Here is a 17,703-nt window from a genome sequence, read left to right on the forward strand (position 1 = left end):
GCTTTTGCCGAAGCGTGATAGGATGTGGCCTTGCGTCGATTTGATATCAGCTTGCGGACGCGGGGCGACTTCCCAAAACAGCTAAAGCGAAGGCCGGCGGCAGTCGTCGGCCCGAGTCGATCGCTGTCGTACCGCCCGAAGCCCGCTGATGCCGATGCATAGCGGGCTTTTTGTTTTGGCCTGGTTTTGACTTGGCCGGCGCGACACGCGCGGCCATCGAATACGGAAAACGGAACATGGACGACTCCCTCAACTTCGACACGCTTGCCGTGCGCGCGGGCACGCTGCGCAGCGACTTCAACGAGCACTCGGAAGCGCTGTTCCTCACGTCGAGCTTCTGCTTCCAGAGCGCGGCCGACGCGGCCGAGCGCTTCGCGAATTCGGAAGACTACTTCACCTATTCGCGCTTCACGAACCCGACCGTCACCATGTTCCAGGAGCGTCTCGCGGCGCTCGAGGGCGGCGAGGCGTGCATCGCCACCGCGTCGGGGATGGCCGCGATCATGTCGGTCGTGATGTCCGCGCTGCAGGCGGGCGATCACCTCGTCAGCTCGCGCAGCCTGTTCGGCTCGACGCTCGGGATGTTCTCGCAGATCTTCAGCAAGTTCGGGATCACGACGACCTTCGTCGATCCGACCGACCTGAACGCATGGCGGGAAGCCGTGCGGCCCGAAACGAAGATGTTCTTCCTCGAGACGCCGTCGAACCCGCTGACCGAACTCGCCGACATCGAGGCGATCGGCAAGATCGCGAAGCAGGCCAACGCGCTGTTCGTCGTCGACAACTGTTTCTGCAGCCCGGTGCTGCAGCAGCCGCTGAAGCTTGGCGCGGACGTCGTGATGCACTCGGCGACGAAATTCCTCGACGGGCAGGGCCGCGTGCTCGGCGGCGCGCTGGTCGGCTCGAAGGAATTCATCATGGGCAAGGTGTTCCCGTTCGTGCGCAGCGCGGGCCCGACGCTGTCGGCCTTCAACGCGTGGGTGCTGCTGAAGGGGATGGAGACGCTGTCGCTGCGTGTCGAGAAGCAATCGGCGAACGCGCTGGAAATCGCGCGCTGGCTCGATTCGCATCCGGCGGTGGCACGCGTGTTTCATCCGGGCCTCGAGTCGCACCCGCAGTACGAACTCGCGAAGCGCCAGCAGAAGGCGGGCGGCGCGATCCTGTCGTTCGAGCTGAAGGGCGACACGCCCGAGCAGCAGCGCACGAACGCATGGCGCGTGATCGACAACACGAAGCTGATCTCGATCACCGGCAACCTCGGCGATACGCGCACGACGATCACGCATCCGGCGACCACGACGCACGGCCGCATCACGCCGGAAGCGCGCGCGGCGGCGGGGATCACCGAAGGTTTGATCCGCTTGTCGGTCGGCCTCGAGAACGCGGGCGACCTGCGTAACGATCTCGCGCGCGGCCTGGAGGGCTGAGCGACGCGGTGCTTTCGCCGCATCGACGCATCAACGACGACGGGCCGCCTGCAAAACAGGCGGCCCGTTGTTTTTCCCGCATGAAGGCATTGCGTCCGGCGCATCGCGCTCGCGCATGCGCCGCGTGATTCAGCCGGCGTGCCCGTGCGGCGCGGCACGCATCGCATCCACCATCCACCGCAGCGTTTCGTCGAGCGGCGTGACGGGCAGCTCGCCCACCGCGCGCCGCAGCTTGTCGCGCGACCCGCTCAGGCTTTTCACCTCGTTGTGCCGCACGAAACGCGGATCGACCGTCACGTCGATCACGTAACCGGCGATGCGCGACAGCATCGCCAGCACTTCCTTCAGCGAATACGCGCGTTCCGAGCAGACGTTGAACGTCTCGCCGGCCGGCGCCGCTTCGAGCAGCTTCAGATAGGCGGCCGTCACGTCGCGCACGTCGGAGAAATCGCGGCTCACGTCGAGATTGCCGAGCGAGATGCGCGGTTCGTTGCGCGCGTAGTGCGCGGCGAGCTTTGGCAGCAGATACGCTTCGCCCTGGCCGACGCCCGTGTAGTTGAACGGCCGCGCGATCACGATCGGCAGCCGGTCGGCCCACAGCTTCGCCGCGTATTCCATCGCGAGCTTGCTGACCGCGTAGTCGTTCGCTGGGGCGGGCGCGACGGTCTCGTCGAGCACGCCGGCCGTCGAATTGCCGTAGATGTTCGCGCTGCTCGCGAGCAGCACGGCCGACGGGCGGCGGTCGAGGCCCGCGAGCGCGGCCAGCAGGTTGCGTGTGCCGACGATATTGACCGCGTAGGTCTGCGACGGCTCGTCCTGCGCGACATGCGCGCGCGCGGCGAGATGCACGACCGCATCGGGCCGTGCATCGGCGGCCGCCGCACGCATCGCGTCCGCGTCGAGCAGGTCGACGGGCAGCAGCGTGCAGTGCGCGAAGGCCGGATCGTCGGGCCGCGGCGCGCCGGGCGCGACCGTGCCCCAGACGTCATAGCCGGCCGCCTGCAGGCGTTCGAGCATGTAGCGGCCCGTGAAGCCCGTCAGGCCGGTGACGAACGCGCGGCGCGACGGGCGTCCGGCTTCAGAACGTGTCATGGTGCTGGTTCCGCATCAAATCCGCTTCGACCATCATCTGGCAAAGTTGTTCGAGCGTCGTCTTCGGTACCCAGCCGAGCTTGGCTTTGGCCTTGTCCGCACAGCCGATCAGCAGGTCGACCTCGGCGGGGCGGTAGAACTTCGGGTTCACTTCGACGAGCACGTTGCCGTTCGATGCGTCGAGGCCGCGTTCCTGCTCGCCCTTGCCGGTCCATTCGATCTGGTAGCCGGCAGCCGCGAATGCCATCTGCACGAAGTCGCGCACGGTCTCGGTACGATTGGTCGCGAGCACATAGGTGTCGGGCTCGTCGGCCTGCAGCATGCGCCACATCCCTTCGACGTATTCGAGCGCGAAGCCCCAGTCGCGCTTCGCGTCGAGGTTGCCGAGCTCGAGGCGGGTCGCCTTGCCGAGCTTGATCTTCGCGACGGTGTCGGTGATCTTGCGCGTGACGAACTCGCGGCCGCGCAGCGGTGATTCGTGGTTGAACAGGATGCCGCTGCTGCCGAACAGGCCGTACGACTCGCGGTAGTTCACGGTCATCCAGTGCGCGTACAGCTTCGCGACGCCATACGGGCTGCGCGGATAGAACGCGGTAGTTTCGGTCTGCGGAATCGCCTGCACCTTGCCGAACATCTCGGACGTCGACGCCTGGTAGAAGCGCGTCTTCGGGCTCACGACGCGGATCGCCTCGAGCAGGTTCAACGGGCCGAGGCCCGTCACCTCCGCGGTCGTCGTCGGCTGGTCGAACGACACGCCGACGAAGCTCTGCGCGGCCAGGTTGTACAGCTCGTCGGGCTGCGTGCGTTCGAGCAGGCGCAGGCTCGAGCCGGCATCGGTCAGGTCGTGTTCTACGAGCGTGAGGTTCGGGTGCGTGTCGACGCCGAGCTCGGCGATGCGCCAGAAATTCACCGAACTGGTGCGGCGATAGGTGCCCGTGACCTCGTAGCCCTTGTCGAGCAGCAGTTTGGTCAGGTAGGCGCCGTCTTGCCCCGAGATTCCGGTAATGATGGCCTTTTTACGAGTTTGGCTCATGGCGTTGTCCTGGTAGAAGCGAAAGAGAAAATCAGGCGGTCGTGCTTGCGGCAGCCGGCATCGTGCGGCGTGCGGGGCCGCGCGTCAGGCGCCGTTCGAAGCCGTACCAGCTCAGGGTCGCGTAGGCGAGCGTGATCGCGAGCGCGAGCGCGGCCGTGACGAAGCGGTTCAGGTGCAGCGGCCAGAGCGCGTACAGCACGCTCAGGTGGATCAGGTACACGGTGTAGCTGACGGTGCCCACGTAGACGAGCATCGGGTTCGTCAGCACGCGTTGCACGATGCCGCGGCCGCGCAGCGCGATCACGACGATCGACGTGCACAGCAGCAGCGAGATGCTGTAGAGCGCCGCATTGGACAGCGGCGTGTTCGCGGCGCGAAAGCGCGGGAACGACAGGTGCAGCCAGCCGAGGATCGCGAGCGACACGAGCGCGCCGACGATCGCGAGCGGGTAGAACGGCTCCAGCGCGCGCCGGTCGCGGCGCAGCACGATCGCGAGCAGCGCGCCCGCGGCGAGCAGGTCCATCCGGAACGGCGTCAGGTAGTAGATCGGCCAGAACGAGTCGAACCATGGCGTCGCGATCGCGCGCAGCACCGGAGCAGCGACGATCAGCGCGGCGGCGACCCACAGCAGCGCGCGCTCCGAGCACCACAGCACGACGAACGGCCAGAAGATATAGAACTGCTCCTCGACCGCGAGCGACCACAGCACGTTCAGGCTGTCGTGGCCGATGCTGCCGAGCGACAGCCCGATATTGGTCGAGAAGAACGCGAACCACGGCCAGTGCGGCAGCCAGCTCGCGCCGAACAGGAGCGTCGACACCGCCAGCAGCAGCACGTACGGCGGCAGGATGCGGCGCACGCGGCGCGCGTAGAAGTGGCTGAAGTACGACTGCCCGCGCGCCTTGCGTTCGAGCAGGATGCCGGTGATCAGCAGGCCGCTCAGCACGAAGAACAGGTCGACACCCATCCAGAGCGGCGCCTTCAGCGCGTGCTGCAGGAACACGGCGCCGACCGCGATCGCGCGCAGCCCGTCGAGCTGCACGATGCGGCCGTGTTGCGGCGGGGCCAGGTCGGCGGGTCGCGAAATGCCTGTCATCGCGCCGCTCCTTCGCGACGCGCGGCGGGGGCCGCGGCGCGTCGCACATCCGATGCGTGAACGTAATGCATGCCTTTAAATGAAATATCGAATCGAAAACGATTCTAGGGAAAAGAAATCGGCAAAAAAACGCACGCCATTTATCTGACGACAAACATCCAAATGCCGATTATTCCGGTCGTGAGATGAAAGGTTGATGCCCAGGCAGCCGCGACGGGCGGTGCGGAGCGGCATTTTCTACAGCGCGACGCGTGAAAAGCGGTCGTTATTGCCGTTTCCGGACGCCATTTTCCGCCTGTTCCGGTTCGATATTTCAGGCGGAAACATCCCCAAATATTTCCAAATTTCTTGTGATTATTTTTGCTTGTAACCTGCATCGCGACGTTTGAAACCCATTTAGCGACAGGGTGCGCCGGCGGCAGTTCGGGGCGGCGCCGGTCGCTGTTGCATCGAGTCTGGAGAAGCGCATTGCGACGTCTGATTCTGGTAGGCATGACGGTATGCGCGACGCTGCTGACGAGCGCCGCACCGGCCGAAACGGTGTTGCCCGCGACGACGTCGTGGATCGGCAACACGTTCGGCTATGGCGACGGCAGCTGGACGCAGATCGACATCCGCGCGATCGCGGTGACGCCTGAAGGCAAGGTGTATACGAATGCGCCGTGGGACGAAAGCGGCGCCGAGGCGAGCGTCTACCAGGACGGGAAGATGCTCGGCTTCGCCGGCGGCACGCACGGCTGGGGCAATCTCGGCGGCAATGCGATCGCCGTGAACAGCAAGTACGCGTATGTCGCGATCGGCGTCGGCAACGAACGCGGCCACCTGCAGTCGCCCGGCATCTGGCCGGACAAGGGCAAGCAGTGGTTCGGCATCTCGCGGCGCACGATCGGCGACATGAAACAGCCCGCGCCGTTTCGCGCGGCACCGCAGGTCGCGCCGGGCGGACGCGCCGATGCCGGCCGCGCGCGCATGGCCGCGAGCTTCATGATGATGAACGAGGTGCCGGCTCCCGCGCGCTCGGAAGTGGGCGAGGTGAAGGCGGAAGTGGGCGGCCTCGCGGCCGACGACAAGATGCTGTTCGCGACGAATCCGTCGCACGACGTGGTGGACGTGTACGACGCGGAGACGATGCAGCAGAAGGGCACGTGGAGCGCGCATGAACCGGGCCGCATCGCGCTCGCGGGCGACGGCACGCTGTGGCTGCTCACGGATACGCTCAGCGGCCCCGCGCACCTCGTGCACGTGCGCGCGGACGGCCGCAAGCTCGACGACGCGCCCGCGCTGCCGGAAGGCACCGACGCGGTGGACGTGGCGGTCGACGCGAAAGGGCGCGTGCTCGTCGCGGACAACGGGCCGCGCCAGCAGATCCTGATCTTCTCGAAAGGCGGCAGGGGTTATGCGCAGTCCGGCACGCTCGGCGAGCGCGGCGGCATCTTCGCCGGCCCGGTGCCGGGGCGGCCGGGGCCGCAGCGCTTCAACGGGCTGACGGGCGTCGGCGTCGACCGCGCGGGCAACGTGTATGTGTCGATGAACGGCATCGGGCCGCGCCACGACACGATCGGCGCCGGGCTCGGCGCGGTGCTCGAAAGCTACACGCCGGACGGCAAGCCGCGCTGGCAGGTGCAGGGGCTGCTGTTCGTCGATGGCGCGTGGCTCGACCCGGCGCGGCCGAACAGCGTGTACACGGGCAACAAGCGCTTCGAGCTCGACCTGTCGAAGCCGCCGGGCCAGGACTGGAAATACGTCGGCTTCCTGTCGAACCGCTTCAAGTATCCGGACGACCCCGTGTTCCACACGGACCAGTGGCCGGGCATGCCGATCGCGCGTCGCGTCGACGGCCGCACGTTCCTTTACCTGACCGACATGTACGCCGATCACCTGAAGATCTACCGCTTCGATGCGAAGCGCGACGGCGAGGTGGCGATTCCGTCGGGCCTGATCGCGGGCCGCGCGCGGCCGGTCGACAAGGTGCCGAACAAGCCGCCCGGCGGCGACTGGCTGTGGCGCGATGCGAACGGCAACGGCCGGCTCGACGCCGACGAGTTCGAGATCAACACGACCGGCAAGGCGAAGGCGGGCGGCTGGGGCTGGTGGGTCGACACGAAGGGCGACATCTGGCGCACGAGCGACGTGCGCGGCATCCACCGCTTCCAGTACGGCGGTGTCGACAAGGCCGGCAACCCGGTCTACTCGTACGACAAGGTCACGACCTACCCGATGCCGCAGCCATTCACGCAGTTGCGCCGCTCGATCTACGACGCGCAAGCCGACACGCTGTACGTGACCGGCTACACGGCCGACGCGCCGCCGCAGCCGGGCATCAACAAGGAAGTCGGCCGCGTGCTGGTGCGTTTCGACAAGTGGTCGACCGGCTCGCCCGTCGTGCGCTATACGGTCGCGCTGCCGTGGCAGCTCGACGCGAAGCCGATCCTGGACCTGATCGGGATCACGGTCGAGGGCCGCTACATCTTCACCGTGGAGCCGGTCGGCAAGATCCACGTGTACGACAAGGACACCGGCAAGGAAGTGGGCGTGATGAGCCCGGGCACCGAGGTCGGCAAGGCATCCGGCTGGGTCGACGTGCCGTTCGGCATCAGTGCGTTCCGGCGCGAGAACGGCGAATACCTCGTGTTCGTCGAGGAAGACGCGCGCGGCAAGGTGCTGATGTATCGCTGGAAACCGTGACGGGCGGCGCGCCGTCGTCATCGACGTCGACGTCAACGTCACACAAGGCACAAGCATGGACAAAGGCATACTCAAGAACGTTTCGATCAATTTCATCGGGCTGATCCTGCCGACCTTCGTGTCGCTGGTGACGGTGCCCGCGTATATCCACGCGCTCGGCGTCGAACGCTATGGCGTCGTCAGCCTCGTGTGGACGCTGATCGGCTATTTCGGGATCCTCGATCTCGGGATGAGCATGGCCGCGCAGAACCACATCTCGAAGGCGCTCGCGAGCGGCAACGACGACGAAAGCGCACGCGTGTTTTGGAGCGCGTTCTGGCTTAATCTCGGCACCGGCGTCGTGGGCGGGCTGCTGATCTATTTCGGCGCGTTCGTTTACACCGCGTATTTCACGAAGGTGTCGGCCGCGATGCAGCACGAGGTGTATCTCGCGCTGCCGTGGCTCGCGCTCGCGATTCCGCTCGCGAACGTGTCGTGGGTGTTCGCCGGCGCGATCAACGGCGCCGAACGCTTCGGCGTGTTCAACACGAACCAGACGATCGGCACGTTCCTGTTCCAGTTGCTGCCGCTCGGCGCCGCATGGTGGATCGCGCCGAACCTGCAGACCGTGCTCGCCGCGGCAGTCGTCGCGCGCCTGATCGCGGCGGCGATGCTCGGCCACGCCAGCATCAAGGTGCTCGGGATCCGGCGCATCGATCCGCCGCAGTGGGGCACCGCGAAGGGGCTGTTCAACTTCGGCGGCTGGATGCTGATCGCGAGCACGACGAGCATGATCGCGGACACGCTCGATCGCGTGATGCTCGGCGCCGGCATGGGCGCGAAGTTCGTCACCTACTACACGGTGCCGCAGAACCTCGTCACGCGCCTGAACATGCTGCCGAACGCGCTCGTGCGCACGCTGTTCCCGCGCCTGTCGGCGGTCGGCCGCGATCACGCGGACACGCTCGCGCGCCAGTCGCTCGAATTCCTGAACGGCGTGTTCACGCCGGTCGGCATCGTCGCGATCTTCGCGCTCGCGCCGTTCCTCACGCTGTGGGTCGGCGCCGATCTCGCCGCGCATTCGGCGCCGGTCGGCCGCGTGCTGGTGATCAGCGTGTGGCTCGTCGGTCAGGCGAGCGTGACGCGGATCCTGATCCAGTCGCAGGTCAACCCGGCCCGCGCGGCGTTCGCCGGGCTCGTCGAGATGCCGTTCTTCGTCGGCGGCCTGTGGTTCGGCATTCATCACTTCGGGCTGATCGGCGCGGCGGTGGTCGTCGCGGCACGCGCGTTCGTCGACTACGGCGTGCTGCTGTACCTGTCGGCGATCCGGATGCGCGCGATCGTGCTCGACATGCTGGCGCACCTGGCCTTCCTGCTCGCGAGCCTGTTTCTCGCGCAGGCGTGGCCGGGGCTCGGCGAATCGATCGGCATGTGCGCGATCGTGCTGGTGCTGAACGTCGCGTGGTCGCTCACGATGACGCCGGGGCTGCGCGCGCTCGTGCGCGACCTGTTTGTCCGTCTCAATGCGAGGAAAACCGTATGAATCGCGATCTGGCGGAACACGCCGTTTTGAATCTCGCCACCGCCGATGCGGCCGTGGCCGAAGCGGGCGACGCCGCCGCGCTGCGCCGGTCCATGCCGGCCGAGCGGGCCAGCGCGCGCCAGCCGGCGCGCGCGCTGCGCGTGGCGATCGTCCACGACTGGCTCGTCACCTATGCGGGCGCCGAGCGCGTGCTCGAACAGATCGTCGCGTGCTTTCCCGACGCGGACCTGTTCAGCCTCGTCGATTTCCTCGACGACCGCGCGTTCGTGCGCGGCAAGCCGGTGACGACGTCGTTCATCCAGAAACTGCCGTTCGCGCGCACCAAGTACCGCAGCTACCTGCCGCTGATGCCGCTCGCGATCGAGCAGCTCGACGTGTCCGAGTACGACCTCGTGATCTCGAGCAGCCATGCGGTCGCGAAGGGCGTGCTGACGGGGCCGGACCAGGTGCACATCAGCTACGTGCATTCGCCGATCCGCTATGCGTGGGACCTGCAGCACCAGTACCTGGAGCAGTCGAACCTCACGCATGGGCCGAAATCGCTGCTCGCGCGGATGATTCTTCACTACATCCGCAACTGGGACACGCGCACCGCCAACGCGGTGGACGGCTTCGTCGCGAACTCCGCGTTCATCGCGCGGCGCATCAAGAAGGTCTACCACCGCGACGCGGCGGTGATCTTCCCGCCGGTCGACGTCGACGGTTTCTCGCTGAACGCCGTCAAGGACGATTTCTACCTGACCGCGTCGCGGATGGTGCCGTACAAGAAGATCGACCTGATCGTCGAGGCGTTCTCGAAGACGCCCGAGCGCAAGCTGGTCGTGATCGGCGACGGCCCCGAGATGCAGAAGATCCGCGCAAAGGCCGGCCCGAACGTCGAGATCATGGGCTACCAGCCGTTCGCGGTGCTGCATGACCGGATGCGGCGCGCGAAGGCGTTCGTGTTCGCGGCCGAGGAGGATTTCGGGATCTCGGTCGTCGAGGCGCAGGCCTGCGGCACGCCGGTGATCGCGTACGGCAAGGGCGGAGCGCTCGAAACCGTGCTCGACCCGCAATCGGGCGCTAATCCGACCGGGCTGTTCTTCGACGAGCAGACGCCGCACGCGATCGTCGCGGCCGTCGACGATTTCGAGCGCGCGCCGCAGCGCTTCACGCCGAACGCATGCCGCGCCAACGCGGAGCGGTTTTCCGCCGATACGTTCCGGCGGCGCTTTCTCGACTATGTGGAAACCGCGCTGCCCGGCTCGACCGCGCAGCGCGGCACGGCCGTCGCGCCGATGCCGGCCGCGCGCGGCCCGGCGACGCTCGTGCTCGACCAGAGCGGCGTGCTTGGCGGTGCCGAGCTGTCGCTGCTCGAGATCATGAAGCACATGCGCGCGAACGCCGACGTGCTGCTGTTCGACGACGGCCCGTTCCGCGCGGCGCTCGACGAGATCGGCGCGCGCGTCGACGTGGTCGCCCAGGGCGCGCTCGCGGGCGTGCGCAAGCAGGGCGGCGTGTCGGCCGGCGCATTGAAGCAGCTCGTGCGGCTCGTGCGCGACGTCGCGCGGCGCGCGCGCCGCGCCGAGGTGATCTACGCGAACACGCAGCGCGCGATGGTGGTCGCTGCGCTCGCCGGGCGGCTCGCGCGCAAGCCGGTGGTCTGGCATCTGCGCGATATCGTCAGCACCGACCATTTCGGCAGCAAGCAGCTGCTGGCGATCAAGTACTGCGCGCGGCTCGGCGTCACGCGCGTGATCGCGAACTCCGACGCGTCCGCGCAGGCGTTCCGCACGCTGACGGGCTTCACGCCGCAGCACGTCGACGTCGTGTTCAACGGTATTTCGGCCGAGCCGTTCGATGCGCTGGAAGGCGTCAGCCAGGCTGCGCTGCGCGCGCGCCTCGGGTTGCCGCAGGATGCGTGGCTCGTCGGCTCGTTCAGCCGTCTCGCGCGCTGGAAGGGGCAGCACGTGCTGCTGGAGGCCGCCGCGCGGCATCCCGACATGCATGTGGTGCTGGTCGGCGCGCCGCTGTTCGGCGAGGACGAATACGCGGCGCAACTGCACGAATACGTCGCGCGGCACGGGATGGACACGCGCGTGCATTTCCTCGGGTTCCAGCGCGACGTGGCTGCGTGCATGACGGCGGTCGACGTCGTCGCGCACACGTCGATCACGCCGGAGCCGTTCGGGCGCGTGATCGTCGAAGGGATGCTTGCGCGCCGGCCGGTCGTCGCGGCCCGCGCGGGCGGCGTCGTCGAGATCATCGAGGACGGCGACAACGGGCTGCTCTGCGAGCCGGGCGATGCGACCGCGCTGGCCAACGCACTGGACACGCTGAAGCGCGACGGCGCGCTGCGCGAACGGCTCGTCGCGAGCGGGCGTGCGACGGCGGTGCGCCGGTTCGGCACCGAGACCTACGTGGAGCGGGTCGAGAAGATCCTCGCGGATACGGCGAAGGCCGCGAAGGCGAAGAAGCGGACGTAGCAGACGGCGCCAGTCGGCGGGAAACGAGCCCTCATGCGGTGTTGTGCTGCGTGGGGGCTTCGTTTTTCAGGGGGGGCGTGTTGGGTAGGGCTGGTGAGGGGGGCGTGCCGGGCGCGGGATCGGCCGGTTGCCGGTTCGATCGGGATCATGCGGGAGACGGGGCGGCAAGGCAGCGCCGAGAAAAATTCGATAGGGCGCCCCAGGACGGTGGCATTGCAGCCGGACAGGCGGCCGTCAGGCGCCGGCATACAGGGTTGGTTGCATACCCGCCCGACCTGCCATGCAGCCTCGCTTCGGCCATGAAAAACCCCCCGTGCAGCGAGATGCCGCACGGGGGCTCCGGAACCGGTCCGGCCGAATCAGACGGCCCGCTCGGGCGCCTGCGCGACGACGCGGGCGGCGCGTGTCGGCTTGAAACTGGCCGACCACGTCATCGCCGGCCGTTCGAACATCCGGTAGAACAGGTACGCGACCGGAATCGCGGTGGCCATGAACGCGATCGACGGCCAGATCGACAGTTGCAGTTCGGAGTGGAACAGCACCGAGCCGAGGCAGACGAACAGCGGCAGGTGGATCAGGTACAGCGAATAGCTGAAGTCGCCGAACCAGCCGAGCACGCGCAGCGGCGGCGTCGGGCGCGGCGGGCGCGCGAGCGCGCGGTACAGGAAGCACGCGAAGCCGGCCGACCACAGCTGGAACGCGCCGTACTGGCCGAAATGGAACGCGCCGCAGCCGGCGGCCAGCAGCACGGCGGCCGCGACGTACCACGCGCGCGACGGCACGGCGGCCGCGCCGCGCGCCTGCTGAGCCCGCACGTCGGCGATCCACGCGCCGATCGTCCAGGACAGCCAGTACGACGTGAAGAACTGCAGGTCGTGCCGTTCGAGCAGCCACGCCGATGCGACGTTGACGAGCGCGACCGCGGCCACGACGGCCGGCATGCCGATGCGTCGGCGCAGCGCGAACAGCAGCGGGTAGATCGCGTAGAACTGCACTTCGAGCGACAGCGTCCACAGCGCGCCGTTCGATCCGTACGTGTAGCCGGCGACACCCTGCAGCGAGAACAGGTTCACGAGGAATGCGGTGATGCCGATATCGCGGATCTTGTGGCTGACGGGCTCGATCTGCAGGCTGACCAGGTCGAGTGCGAGCGTGAACAGCAGCGCGGCGAGCAGCACCGGGTAGATGCGCGCGAACCGGCGTGCCCAGAAGTTGGGCGCGTCGAGCCGGTACGCGGGATCGGCCGCGAGCTTGAGCGCCGCGTTGCGGTGGATGCAGTAGCCGCTGATCACGAAGAAGATCGGCACGCCGGCGGAGCCCCACGCGAACGGGAAGGTCAGGTAGCCGACGATCACGCTCGGGTCGAGTGCGCGACCGTAAGCATGATGGAAGGTCTGCATCCCGACCCAGACGACCTGGCGGCAGTGGAAATAGGCGACAAGCAGCGCCGCGAAGCCGCGCATCGCGTCGATGACGTGTTCCTTGTGATCGGCGACGGGCGGCGCGGTCAGAGACGATCCGCTGAAAGCTTGCATGCGATTCGATTCCTTGCGACGGATGGTGTGGAAGACGGACGAACGGGAAGTCTCATCGTAATGCGCAAGAATTCGATCAATGAATAAAAAAATCTCGCCCGGAAATAACGGAATTCCGCATGATGGTTTTATCGGGGTTCTGAAAGCGGTTCCGCGGGCGCGTCAATTATTTACCGATTTTTTTCTGATAGTTTGAAGCTCCAGTTGATTGATGCAAGGAGCGGCAAGATGGACATGCATTGGATCGCGAGCGCTGCAGTACTGCTGGTCATGGCCGTGCTGTCGGCGTACCGCGAAGCGCTGAAGAACGAGCCGATTCGCCCGGGCCTCGAACGGGGCGGCGTGCCCTATATCGAGGAATTCGAATCGTAAGAATTTGTATCTGGAAAATCGGTAATTTGTTTCTGCTTCGGCACTCGGCCCGGCAATATCGACCGGATTGAAAGGATTATATTTTTTTCGGAAACATTGGGCGATCAGTCCATATCGAAAATGAGCGGAGTGGAATTGGCAGTGCCGTCGATTCTCGATATGCCGTTCGGAACACAATCGCGCCGGGTCGCAGGTCGACGCGGCGCAGTCAACGCAATCAGGATGCGAACATGTTGAAAGTCACCAAGGCCGTGTTCCCCGTTGCCGGTCTCGGCACGCGGTTCCTCCCGGCAACGAAGGCGAGCCCGAAGGAAATGTTGCCCGTCGTCGACAAGCCGCTGATTCAGTACGCGGTCGAGGAAGCGATCAACGCCGGTATCACCGAGATGATCTTCGTCACCGGGCGCAGCAAGCGCGCGATCGAGGATCACTTCGACAAGTCGTACGAGATCGAGGCCGAACTCGAGGCGCGCGGCAAGGAAAAGCTGCTCGAACTCGTGCGCGGCATCAAGCCGAGCCACGTCAACTGCTTCTACGTGCGCCAGCCGGAAGCACTCGGCCTCGGCCATGCGGTGCTGTGCGCGGAGAAGCTCGTGCATGGCGAGCCGTTCGCGGTGATTCTCGCCGACGACCTGCTGCACGGCGAGCAGCCGGTGCTCAAGCAGCTCGTCGACGTGTTCGACCATTATCACAGCTCGGTGATCGGGGTCGAGACGATCCCGCGCGAGGACAGCCGCTCGTACGGCGTCGTCGAAGGCCGCGAATGGGAAGAGGACATCATCAAGCTGTCGGGCATCATCGAGAAGCCCGCGCCCGAGGATGCGCCGTCGAATCTCGGCGTGGTCGGTCGTTACGTATTCATGCCGACGATCTTCGATCACCTGCGCAAGCTCAAGCCGGGCGCGGGCGGCGAACTGCAGCTGACCGACGCGGTCCAGACGCTGCTCGCGAACGAGCAGGTGCTCGCGTACCGCTACTACGGCACGCGTTTCGACTGCGGCAGCAAGATCGGTTATCTCAAGGCAACCGTCGAGCTCGCGCTCCAGCATCCGGAAGTGAGCCGCGAATTCGAGGCGTACCTGCGTACCTGCTTGCCTGCGCTGGCTGCCGTCGCGTAGGCAGCCGCGCGCTCCGTTGTTTCAGGTGGTGGTTGTTCCGTTGGCCCCGGCCGCTCAGGCGCCGGGGCTTTTTTGCATTTGCCGGTGCGCGATCGTGGTGCGAGCGGCCGGTTTGTCGCGTGGTCGGGTTCGCGCGGAGCGTGGTGCCGTGTGTGGAGCGGGGCGCTCCGGCGCGGTCCGGCGTCACGCCTGAAACCGGTGCCGAAGCGCTTGCCGGGGCGAGCGGCGCGGCGTTGTTGTTGTCGTTGCGCGATGCATTGTCGACGTTCGCGCCGGCGCCGGTTCCGTCCGCGCCGGTTCGTGACGTAGCGGCGCAGCGCGTCAGCTTCCCGGCGCTACCTGCCTCGCGATCTTCCCGTGCATCTCCCGCCCGGTGTTTTCCGCTTCCGCGTGGCGCTCAACGTGCCGACGTGCTCGGCCGCGCGACGAAATGCCGGGCGAGCATCGCGGCGATCGGCTTCTTGAAGTCGAGCAGTCTTTTTTCGAGATAGCGCCAGGACAGGTGCGCGAGCAGCACGGCGAGCGCGAATTGCAGCATCTCGGGCAGCGCTTCGCGGACGATTTCCGGCATCGGCACGTGCGCGAAGAGCGCGGGCATCACGCCGAAGCGCGTCGGAATCAGGTTGTGGAACAGGTAGAAGCCGTAGCTGATCGTGCCGAGATAGACGAGCGGCGCCCAGTCGAGCAGCGTCACGACGGGATGCTCGGGTTCGCTGACGATCCACAGCATCAGCGCGCCGAGCGACGCTGACAGGCCGAGATCCGCGAGCCCCGCGAGCGCGTCGGGCAGCGCCGTGCACGCGGGCAGCGCGAGGAAAAACACGACGCCTGCCGCGCCGAGCCAGCCGGGCGGGATGCGGCGCACGGCGGCCGGTCCGTGATCGGCGAGCGCGATCGCGCCGACGCCGCCGAGCGCGATCAGCGCGAAATTCCACGGGGAAAACGCGTAGATCAGCACCGGCGACGCGTCGGACAGGTAGAGCGCGAGATGCGCGGCCGCGCACAGTGCGACGGCCGCGACGCCGAGTGCGACGTGTCGCGCGGCGGGCACCGCGAGCAGCGCGAGCGGTGCGATCAGATAGAACTGCTGTTCAACCGCGAGGCTCCAGAAGTGCGACGTGGAGCCCGGCCAGCCGTCCTTGACGACGCCGATCCAGTAATTCGACAGGAACGCCGCGTGCCACGCGAGCCCGAGGTTGACGCCGCGCTGGTAGAAGAGCGCGTGCGCGATCGCGAGCGCGGCGAGCAGCAGGTAGTACACGGGGAAGATCCGCAGCGCGCGCTTCGCGAGGAACAGCGCGAGCGCGTGGCGGCGCGTCATGGTGCCGCACTCGACCGCCCGGCGGTTGCGATGCAGTTCGCCGACGATCAGGAATCCGCTGATGAGGAAAAACGTCCACACGCCAAGCTTGCCGACGTCGACGGCAAGGACGTGGCCCTTGTGGGACAGGAAAACGAGAATGACGGCGATGGCTCGCAGGCCGTCGAGTCCTTTGACGTATCTGACTTCGCGCATGGAGGCATCCGGGCATTGAGCGAGGCCAGTATAGGTGCGCAAATATCGAACGTAATTCACGTTCGGGCGCATACGTGAAGGCGTTTTTTGATGCTCGAGCGTCGTTGAAGTCGGTCGCGCGCAACAAAACCTGCGGGAAACCCCGCGAAAACGCATAAAAGTACTGCACGAAGCGTCAAGGCGCTTGTAGAATCCGGCGTTGAAGCGTGCGCAGTGCACGCTTCATGTATCCAACGACCACACCTGGTAGGAGAAACATGGCGACTTCCGCAAAAAAGGTGGCCAAGAAGGCTGCCGCCGCACCGGCCAAGAAAGTGGCTGCTAAGAAAGTAGCGCCCGCGAAGAAAGTAGTGGCCAAGAAGGCCGCCGTCGCGAAGGCGCCCGCTGCTCCGACGCCGCTGAAGGACAAGTTCACGAAGGCATCGCTCGCAACGCACATCGCCGAGCGCGCAGCCGTGGAAGTGAAGGCGGTCAAGGCAGTGCTCGCCGCACTCGAGAACGTCGTGCTGGGCTCGGTCCACAAGAAGGGCGCAGGCGAGTTCACGCTGCCGGGTCTGCTGAAGATCACGGCACAAGTCGTGCCGGCGAAGAAGAAGCGCTTCGGCAAGGATCCGTTCACGGGCGAAGAGCGTTGGTTCCCGGCGAAGCCGGCCAGCGTGCGCGTGAAGGCTCGTGCGCTGAAGAAGCTGAAGGACGCGGCAGCGTAATGCCGCGCAACGGCTGCCGAATGCATGTCGGCAGCCGTTGCGATGTCCTGCGGTCCCCGTACGCGAAAGCGTGCGGGGATTTTTATTGCGCCGCGCAAATTGCGCGGCAGCGAAAACGCGAAGCGGCGGCGATGTGCGGTTCGATGCGTGGCGGATGGCGAATGGCGTGCCGTGCTTGCGCAATGCCGGACGGCAATCGTCATCCGCGCGTGCCGTCGTATCGCCGCAGCCCGTCGCTCTCGTCGCCTCGTAGCTCGTTACGTCGTTACCTCGTCGCTTCCCGCTACGCCTGTTGCGTGCGTATCGTGAGGCCCGCGCATCGTGACTGAATGCGTCCCGTCTGAAATCGCCGGGCAGGTCGCTACCGCGCGCGCCGCGATCGAGCGACATCTCGGTGCGACGCTGGATGCGATCCACCTGTTCGGCTCGGCGCTCGACGGCGGCTTGACGCCGCGCAGCGACATCGACCTGCTGGTGACGGTGGCCGTGCGGCCCGACGAAACGGCGCGGCGTGCGCTGATGTTCGACCTGCTCGCTGCGTCGGCGCCGCCCGGTCACGCAGGCGGCATGCGCCCGCTCGAGGTCACCGTCGTCGCGCACGGCGACGTGGTGCCGTGGCGTCATCCGGCGCGACGCGAACTGCAGTTCGGCGAGTGGCTGCGTCGCGATCTCGAAGCAGCCATCGTCGAACCGGCGCTCGCCGATCACGATCTGGCGATCCTGTTGACGAAGGCGCGGCAGCACAGTGTCGCGCTGGCCGGTCCGCCGGCGGCCGCGCTGTTCGAGCCGGTGCCCGCGCGCGACTTCGCCGCCGCGCTTCTCGCTACCGTTGCGCAGTGGAATGCCGAACCGGACTGGCGCGGCGACGAGTGCAACGTGGTGCTCGCGCTCGCGCGCATCTGGTACAGCGCGGAAACCGGCAGGATCGCACCCAAGGACGTCGCCGCGGCATGGGTGCTGGCGCGCCTGCCTGCCGCTTACCGGCCGGTTGTAGCGGCTGCGCGTGCCGCCTATCTCGGTGGCGAAGCGGGCGCGGCGATCCTGTCGGGTGAACCGCTCGCCGCGTTCATCGGCTACGCGCGGCGGACCGTCGAATCGATGCTGTCGGCGTAGCGGCGGACGCCACGGTGCGCGC

General features: G+C 66.7%; 13 protein-coding genes. 8 read left to right on the top strand and 5 right to left on the bottom strand.

The features are described 5' to 3' along the window. The first annotated feature begins 236 nt into the window (after positions 1-236). Positions 237-1,427 (top strand): O-succinylhomoserine sulfhydrylase, encoded by a 1,191-nt coding sequence (locus FPJ27_RS08935; protein WP_204422629.1) that lies wholly within the window; start codon positions 237-239, stop codon positions 1,425-1,427. A 129-nt stretch (positions 1,428-1,556) separates the two neighbouring features. Here the strand turns inward: FPJ27_RS08935 and FPJ27_RS08940 are convergent, their stop codons facing one another. Genes FPJ27_RS08940 through FPJ27_RS08950 form a run of 3 tightly spaced genes read right to left on the bottom strand, consistent with a single transcriptional unit; the run spans position 1,557 to position 4,648 of the window. After that, the gene (locus FPJ27_RS08940) at positions 1,557-2,519 is read right to left on the bottom strand and encodes an NAD-dependent epimerase/dehydratase family protein (RefSeq protein ID WP_204422630.1); all 963 of its coding nucleotides are present in this window, start codon (positions 2,517-2,519) and stop codon (positions 1,557-1,559) included. Beyond that, positions 2,506-3,552: a GDP-mannose 4,6-dehydratase gene (gene gmd, locus FPJ27_RS08945; protein ID WP_204422631.1), complete on the bottom strand. Its 1,047-nt coding sequence runs from the start codon at positions 3,550-3,552 to the stop codon at positions 2,506-2,508. The genes FPJ27_RS08940 and gmd overlap by 14 nt, the downstream gene beginning before the upstream one ends. A 31-nt stretch (positions 3,553-3,583) precedes the next feature. Continuing rightward, positions 3,584-4,648, bottom strand: coding sequence for an acyltransferase (locus FPJ27_RS08950; protein WP_072444090.1), 1,065 nt, complete (start codon positions 4,646-4,648; stop codon positions 3,584-3,586). A 492-nt stretch (positions 4,649-5,140) separates the two neighbouring features. On the opposite strand from FPJ27_RS08950, the gene FPJ27_RS08955 reads away from it, so the two are divergent. The 3 genes from FPJ27_RS08955 to FPJ27_RS08965 are packed head-to-tail and all read left to right on the top strand — an operon-like array spanning position 5,141 to position 11,320. Then, positions 5,141-7,333: a hypothetical protein gene (locus FPJ27_RS08955; RefSeq protein WP_204423129.1), complete on the top strand. Its 2,193-nt coding sequence runs from the start codon at positions 5,141-5,143 to the stop codon at positions 7,331-7,333. A 55-nt stretch (positions 7,334-7,388) separates the two neighbouring features. Beyond that, positions 7,389-8,855 carry a flippase gene (locus FPJ27_RS08960; RefSeq protein WP_204422632.1) on the top strand — a complete coding sequence of 489 codons (1,467 nt, stop codon included), beginning with the start codon at positions 7,389-7,391 and terminating at the stop codon, positions 8,853-8,855. Continuing rightward, positions 8,852-11,320: a glycosyltransferase family 4 protein gene (locus FPJ27_RS08965; protein WP_204422633.1), complete on the top strand. Its 2,469-nt coding sequence runs from the start codon at positions 8,852-8,854 to the stop codon at positions 11,318-11,320. Before FPJ27_RS08960 ends, FPJ27_RS08965 begins: the two co-directional genes overlap by 4 nt. 359 nt (positions 11,321-11,679) lie before the next feature. Here the strand turns inward: FPJ27_RS08965 and FPJ27_RS08970 are convergent, their stop codons facing one another. After that, positions 11,680-12,855 carry an acyltransferase gene (locus FPJ27_RS08970; protein WP_072444083.1) on the bottom strand — a complete coding sequence of 392 codons (1,176 nt, stop codon included), beginning with the start codon at positions 12,853-12,855 and terminating at the stop codon, positions 11,680-11,682. A 228-nt stretch (positions 12,856-13,083) separates the two neighbouring features. Here FPJ27_RS08970 and FPJ27_RS08975 point away from each other — a divergent pair, with 228 nt between their 5' ends. Then, entirely contained in the window at positions 13,084-13,227 is a 144-nt protein-coding gene (locus FPJ27_RS08975) for a hypothetical protein (RefSeq protein WP_006479318.1), read from the top strand. Positions 13,228-13,457: 230 nt separating this feature from the next. Beyond that, positions 13,458-14,345, top strand: coding sequence for a UTP--glucose-1-phosphate uridylyltransferase GalU (galU, locus tag FPJ27_RS08980; protein WP_034179975.1), 888 nt, complete (start codon positions 13,458-13,460; stop codon positions 14,343-14,345). A 397-nt stretch (positions 14,346-14,742) separates the two neighbouring features. Here the strand turns inward: galU and FPJ27_RS08985 are convergent, their stop codons facing one another. After that, entirely contained in the window at positions 14,743-15,861 is a 1,119-nt protein-coding gene (locus FPJ27_RS08985; RefSeq protein ID WP_204422634.1) for an acyltransferase, read from the bottom strand. A 257-nt stretch (positions 15,862-16,118) separates the two neighbouring features. Between FPJ27_RS08985 and FPJ27_RS08990 the strand changes: the two genes are divergently transcribed. Continuing rightward, complete coding sequence (locus tag FPJ27_RS08990; protein ID WP_069747789.1) at positions 16,119-16,568, top strand: HU family DNA-binding protein; 450 nt, start codon at positions 16,119-16,121, stop codon at positions 16,566-16,568. 321 nt (positions 16,569-16,889) lie between these two features. Next, the gene (locus tag FPJ27_RS08995; protein WP_204422635.1) at positions 16,890-17,681 is read left to right on the top strand and encodes an AadA family aminoglycoside 3''-O-nucleotidyltransferase; all 792 of its coding nucleotides are present in this window, start codon (positions 16,890-16,892) and stop codon (positions 17,679-17,681) included. Positions 17,682-17,703 lie beyond the last annotated feature (22 nt).

The organism is Burkholderia sp. MS455 (assembly GCF_016899445.1).
Classification (GTDB): Bacteria; Pseudomonadota; Gammaproteobacteria; order Burkholderiales; family Burkholderiaceae; genus Burkholderia; species Burkholderia pyrrocinia_C.

What these genes read in the sequence shown, in the direction of transcription:
- FPJ27_RS08965 (WP_204422633.1), top strand. Translation starts at nt 8,852, where the DNA reads ATGAATCGCGATCTGGCGGAACACGCCGTTTTGAATCTCGCCACCGCC.
- FPJ27_RS08940 (WP_204422630.1), bottom strand. Translation starts at nt 2,519, where the DNA reads ATGACACGTTCTGAAGCCGGACGCCCGTCGCGCCGCGCGTTCGTCACC.
- FPJ27_RS08955 (WP_204423129.1), top strand. Translation starts at nt 5,141, where the DNA reads ATGACGGTATGCGCGACGCTGCTGACGAGCGCCGCACCGGCCGAAACG.
- FPJ27_RS08990 (WP_069747789.1), top strand. Translation starts at nt 16,119, where the DNA reads ATGGCGACTTCCGCAAAAAAGGTGGCCAAGAAGGCTGCCGCCGCACCG.
- gmd (WP_204422631.1), bottom strand. Translation starts at nt 3,552, where the DNA reads ATGAGCCAAACTCGTAAAAAGGCCATCATTACCGGAATCTCGGGGCAA.
- FPJ27_RS08985 (WP_204422634.1), bottom strand. Translation starts at nt 15,861, where the DNA reads ATGCGCGAAGTCAGATACGTCAAAGGACTCGACGGCCTGCGAGCCATC.
- FPJ27_RS08950 (WP_072444090.1), bottom strand. Translation starts at nt 4,648, where the DNA reads ATGACAGGCATTTCGCGACCCGCCGACCTGGCCCCGCCGCAACACGGC.
- FPJ27_RS08975 (WP_006479318.1), top strand. Translation starts at nt 13,084, where the DNA reads ATGGACATGCATTGGATCGCGAGCGCTGCAGTACTGCTGGTCATGGCC.
- FPJ27_RS08970 (WP_072444083.1), bottom strand. Translation starts at nt 12,855, where the DNA reads ATGCAAGCTTTCAGCGGATCGTCTCTGACCGCGCCGCCCGTCGCCGAT.
- FPJ27_RS08935 (WP_204422629.1), top strand. Translation starts at nt 237, where the DNA reads ATGGACGACTCCCTCAACTTCGACACGCTTGCCGTGCGCGCGGGCACG.
- FPJ27_RS08960 (WP_204422632.1), top strand. Translation starts at nt 7,389, where the DNA reads ATGGACAAAGGCATACTCAAGAACGTTTCGATCAATTTCATCGGGCTG.
- galU (WP_034179975.1), top strand. Translation starts at nt 13,458, where the DNA reads ATGTTGAAAGTCACCAAGGCCGTGTTCCCCGTTGCCGGTCTCGGCACG.